5 protein-coding genes are annotated in these 5,209 nt (G+C 65.4%); 2 read left to right on the top strand and 3 right to left on the bottom strand.

Going from position 1 to position 5,209, the window contains the following annotated elements; genetic code table 11:
- Both ACREE8_RS20215 and ACREE8_RS20210 read left to right on the top strand, forming a co-directional pair.
- Window positions 1–618: trimethylamine methyltransferase family protein (locus ACREE8_RS20215; RefSeq protein WP_431574816.1), on the top strand; the 618-nt coding region annotated here is incomplete at its 5' end.
- Window positions 619–958: 340 nt separating this feature from the next.
- Window positions 959–3,382 carry a patatin-like protein gene (locus ACREE8_RS20210; protein ID WP_431574815.1) on the top strand — a complete coding sequence of 808 codons (2,424 nt, stop codon included), beginning with the start codon at window positions 959–961 and terminating at the stop codon, window positions 3,380–3,382.
- A gap of 220 nt (window positions 3,383–3,602) precedes the next feature.
- Here the strand turns inward: ACREE8_RS20210 and ACREE8_RS20205 are convergent, their stop codons facing one another.
- From ACREE8_RS20205 to ACREE8_RS20195, 3 genes are all read right to left on the bottom strand, one after another.
- The gene (locus ACREE8_RS20205; RefSeq protein ID WP_431574814.1) at window positions 3,603–4,016 is read right to left on the bottom strand and encodes a hypothetical protein; all 414 of its coding nucleotides are present in this window, start codon (window positions 4,014–4,016) and stop codon (window positions 3,603–3,605) included.
- Window positions 4,017–4,455: 439 nt separating this feature from the next.
- Window positions 4,456–4,854, bottom strand: a complete 399-nt coding sequence (locus ACREE8_RS20200) for a hypothetical protein (RefSeq protein ID WP_431574813.1) — start codon at window positions 4,852–4,854, stop codon at window positions 4,456–4,458.
- Window positions 4,854–5,209 (bottom strand): sarcosine oxidase subunit gamma (locus ACREE8_RS20195; RefSeq protein ID WP_431574812.1); only part of this gene is annotated, 356 nt, incomplete at its 5' end. The genes ACREE8_RS20200 and ACREE8_RS20195, both read right to left, overlap by 1 nt.

Genomic DNA, 5,209 nt, shown 5'->3' with positions numbered 1-5,209 from the left:
TCGATCTCGATGCAGTCGGGCGCGCCCACCTTCGGCACGCCCGAGCCGACCCTGGTCAGCATCGCCGCAGCGCAGCTCGCGCGCCGGCTGGGGATTCCCTTCCGGACGGGCGGTTCGCTCTGCGCCTCCAAGGTTCCGGATGCCCAGGCGGCCTATGAGAGCGCCCAGACCCTGCTGCCGACGCTCCAATGCGGCACCAATTTCGTGCTCCATGGCGCGGGCTGGCTCGAGGGCGGCCTCGCCTCGGGCTATGAGAAGTTCGTCATGGATGCCGACCAGCTCGGCATGATGCAGGTGCTGGCCAAGAACATCGATCTCTCGGAGAACGGCCAGGCGCTCGATGCCATCCGCGAGGTCGGCCCCGGCACGCATTTCCTCGGCTGCGCCCACACCCAGGCCAATTTCGAGACGGCCTTCTATCGCTCCTCGATCGCCGACAACAACAGCTACGAGCAGTGGGAAGCCGAAGGTGCCCAGGACGCCGCCCAGCGCGCCAACAAGCTCTGGAAGCGCATGCTGCGCGAATATGAAGCCCCGCCGCTCGACCCCGCCACCGACGAGGCGCTCTTGGCCTTCATCAATAAGCGCAAGGCGGCAGCACCGGATTCGAACGTCTGAGGTTGTGCGCTGGAAATCCTCTCCCCCACGAAGTGGGGGAGAGGGACGCGCAGGCTTAGTCGAGGCGAAGCCGAGACTTAGCCGGAGCTGGGTGAGGGGGACCTTGCTCGGCTGACACCGCGCCCCTCACCCTCCCGTCGCAAGAGCGACGGGGCCCTCCCACTCCCCACAAAATGGGGCGAGGGCTGTTTGACAGACGTTGGGGCGAGGGCGGTGAACCTTTTGTGAATATCATGGATCCCAGTTCCCCTTCGCGGTTGCCAGACCGGTCCTGCTCGGATTCCAATAGAGTCTGACGGTGGCCCCCCGAGTCGGCGGGGCAGGGCCCCAAGGGGAACCGGTGAAGGAAAAAGAGCTTCGCCTCGCGCTGGTCTGCTATGGCGGCATCTCGCTGGCCGTCTATATGCATGGCATCACCAAGGAGGTGCTGAAGCTGGCGCGCGCCTCGCGGCTGTTCCATTCCAATCCCGACCGGAGCCAGCGCGAGCAGGCCCGGTTCGACGAGCTCAAAGGGAAGATCCCCGACGAGGTCGACAGCGAAGCGGTCTATTTCGACCTGCTCAAGGCGATCGGCGAGAAGCTCGATCTGCGGGTGGTGGTAGACAGCATCGCCGGCGCCTCGGCCGGTGGCATCAACGGCATCATCCTCGCCCGCGCGTTGGCGCATGACCTGTCGATCGACCATATGCGCTCGGCCTGGATCGACGAGGCCGACGTCGTCAAACTGACGGCGCCCGATCGGCTGGCGAAGCCTTGGAGCAAATTCGTCCTTCACCCGATTCTCTGGGTGGCCTATCGGATGCCGCAGTTCGCGTTCGGGAAAGACCGGGAGATCCGGACCAAGCTCTCGATCTTCCTGCGCTCGCGCTGGTTCAAGCCGCCCTTCGACGGACAGCATTTCCTGGGCCTGCTGTTCGACGCGATGAAGACGATGCGCAAGCCCGAGCTGGTGGGCGCCCGGAGCTCGCTGCTCCCGGTCGGCCATGCGCTCGATCTGTCTGTCACCCTGACCGACTTCTTCGGCTATTCGCGGCCCATCGCGATCAACAGCCCGCCCGTGATCCAGGAGCGCGAGCACAGCCATCTGCTGCGCTTCCATTATACGCGCTGGGACGACGGCACCGAGATCTCGGATTTCGGCGAGGACAATCTGCCGGCGCTCGCCTTCGCCGCGCGCGCGACCTCGTCCTTCCCCGGTGCCTTTCCGCCGACCCAGCTCAAGGATCTCGACGCCTTCGTGAAGGAGCGGGGCGAGGACTGGCCGATGCGGGCGCAGTTCCTGGCGACCAACTTCTTCGACTACGCCAATGTCGACCAGGCGCCGTTCCGCACCTCGTTCCTCGATGGCAGCGTGGTCGACAACAAGCCCTTCGCGCCGGTGGTGGAATCGATCCGCAACAAGCCGGCTTACCGCAATGTCGACCGGCGCATCGTCTATATCGATCCCGATCCCGAGCCGGCCCCGCCGCCGCCCGGCGGCGAGAAGCCGGGTTTCATCGCCACGCTCAAGGCGGCGCTCTCCGACATCCCGCGCAACGAGCCGGTCTATGACGATCTCGCCTGGGTGAGCCGCTTCAACCAGAGCATCAAGCGGATGCGCCATGTGCTGGATGCGGCGCGGCCCGAGATCGTGCGGCTGGTGTCGATCGTCACCAAAGAAGAGCCGATCACCGCCGATTTCGAAGGCACCATCAAGCGCTGGCGCGATGCTGCCAACGGCGTCGCCGCGCGCGAGGCTCATTACGCCTATCAGGTCTATGCCCGCCTCAAGATGGCCGAGCTGGTCGAGAGCCTGGGCCATCAGCTGAAGCTCGCCTGCGGCATCGACGCGACCTCGCCGCTCTCGCCGGCGGTCCCGTCATTCCTCGCCCATTGGCTCGAGCGCGAGGGGGCAAGGCTGCCCGATGGGGCGATCCCGCTCGCGGTCGGACGCGAACCCGGCGAGAAACGGCCGGGCTGGATCCGCTTCCTCGGCTCCTACGACATCGACTTCCGCCGCCGGCGTCTGTCCTTCCTGATCCGCGGCCTCAACCGGCTCTATGGCCAGCTCGACACGCCCAGCCTCGCCGGCGTGACCTCGGAGCAGCTGGATACGCTCAAGGCGCAGTTCTACAAGCCGCTGCATCAGCTCCGGCGCTATTCGAGCGGCGATGTCGACGAGCTCCCCGTGGCCAAGGCGCTGCGCCAGATGGTCGAAGGGGCGGATCCCAAATCATTCCCGATCGACCAGGTCATGCAGCGGCTGGCCGAAGGTCTCAATCTGCCGGCAGTCGACGCCTATATCGACGGGGTTCTGGCCGAGGTGGTGCGCAGCAACTGGTCGGCGGCGCTGCATCGCGAGCTCATCGTCCATTATGTCGGCTTCGCCTTCTGGGACGTGCTGACCTTCCCGATCGCCGAATGGCGCGACATCGAGGAGCATGAGGAGGTGCGGGTCGATCGCATCAGCCCCGAGGACGCGCTCAGCCTGTCGGGCGAGGGGGCCCAGGTCCTGGAAGGCATCGCCTTCGGTCATTTCGGCGGCTTCTTCAGCCGGCCGCACCGCGAGAACGACTATCTCTGGGGACGGTTGCATGGCGCCGAGCGCCTGATCGATATCATCTATGACGCCGCCCGGAGCGAACGCGCCGCCGGTTCGATCGATATCCTGGCGGTCAAGCGCGCGGCCTTCCGGGCCATTCTCGCCACCGAGCGGAAATATCTCGGCTCGATGGTGGGCGAGATCGATGCGCTCGCCAGCAAGGCGGAGCAGCTCAAGCGTTAGCCGACGATGTCGTCACGTCGCTGCCAATAAGAGGACGCGGCGTCCTACTTGGGGCCGCGCCCTGGCCGAGATGATCCGGGGCGGGGGCAGCCCGCCGGATCGCGGCCAACCGGGCGAATGGCGATCGTCTTCACGCCATCGGAACTCGTTCGGGGATCGAACCCCTGAAGCCGCCGATCCGCCGGCGCCCGCAAATCGGCGCCGACCGGACCGGAAATGATCACTGCGAGAGATCGGCGGACTGAGTGAGATCCGTCGAGAGATTCTTGCCGCTCTTGAGCTTGGCCAGGTTCATCGCACCGGTCGAGGGATCGACCCAGAAGATCTGGCCGCGGTCGCGATAGAGCGCCATGCAGCTCTCCGCGCCGTCATCCTGCCAGGTCACGCAATGCTCGGTCTGCTTCGCGACCCAATGGCCGATGCGCCGTTTACCGTCCTTCTCCTGCTCGACCATGGTGCCGTCGGGCGCGAAATAGACGCTGTAGGCGGTGTCGCCGCGATAGCCGTAGGCGGTCTTGCCGGAGAGGAGCTGTTTGATCTCGCTGCCGCTCAGCTTCAGGCGCTCGGCGGCGGCGGGGTGGGCGAAGGCGATGGCGAGCGCAAATAGAGCAAAGGACGTAAATGAACGAACCATGGATGTAATTCCCCTTTAAGAAACTCGGCTCGAGGCCAGTCGAGTCGGGTTCGTTACGACGCTAGGTGCGCTCCTTTTTCTCAGGGTGTGGTAAATGAAAGGCTGCTTGTGCCGTGGCAGAGTTGTGGCAAGGGGAATTCCGCACCGCTGCAATCGCGCGTTGTGGGCCGAGAGTTTCAGGTTTTATGCGGGTTTTTCGATCGTCATCGCGGATGTTGGATGAGCGATCAGACTGCGTCATGAATCCGCAGTGATTCATCTTCAGAGACAAAGATGAAGAGTGTGTGAAGACGCGCCGCGCGTGCCCGGCCTTTTGCCACTGGAATGCCACAGCGAGGTTCGCGCGCGCCGGTTGCCGAGCGAAGGCGGGGACGGGTCTCTCGACGAAGCGGCGCGCGTCGGATGTCGTCGATATCGGCGCGCGAAATTCGCGCCACGACTACCAGGGAACAGCCTTGCCCTTGATCACGTTCGAGGGAAACCGCGTGTGGCTGTTGGGGTCTTCCCAGATCAGGCTGTCGCCGTCGCGATAGAGGTTGAAGCAGGCATCGCCCTCGTCGGCGACCGAGCAATATTGATCGCCCGCCACCTTCCAATGGCCCTGCTCCGGCGGCTGCCCCTCGGGCTGATAGAGCGTCGTGCCATCGGGCGCGAAATAGCTGCGGAAATGGGAGGAGCCCCAGCTCCCCTCGATCGAATTGCCGACGAGAAGGGTCGCGATCTCGGCGCCGGTCAAGGGCTTGGGATCCTGGGCTCGCGCCGAAGACCCGATGCCGGCGGCCAGGAGCGCCAGCAGCGCCGCCGCAAGCCAGGCAGGGCGGTGCCAGGGGCGGGGCATCAGTCTGACGCCACCGCGATCCGATAATCCTCGCCGGCGCTTTCCAGCCAGCGCCAGAGATGATCGGTGAAGCTGTTCAGCACAGAGATCTCGAAGCTCGGCCGATCGTCGATCTGCTCGAGGAAGATGTTGGCGCCGGCAAGGCCGGTCTGGGCGCAACGCCCGGGTCCGAAGACGCGAGGATGGAGATCGACGCTGATTCCGCGGGCCAGGAGTTCGCGGGCTTTCGGCCCGGCGACGAGGATGCAGCTGCGCGCCTCGCTGACATCGGTCACAGCCGCATGCTGCCCGGTGAGGCTGGTGCGCAGGCCGCGCGAGAGATCGGTCTCGCGGCCGGCCGGCCCGATGACGAGCC

Origin of the sequence: Hypericibacter sp. (assembly GCF_050729195.1) — a bacterium.
Taxonomy (GTDB): Bacteria; Pseudomonadota; Alphaproteobacteria; order Dongiales; family Dongiaceae; genus Hypericibacter.
This window is presented reverse-complemented; position numbering and strand designations above follow the sequence as displayed.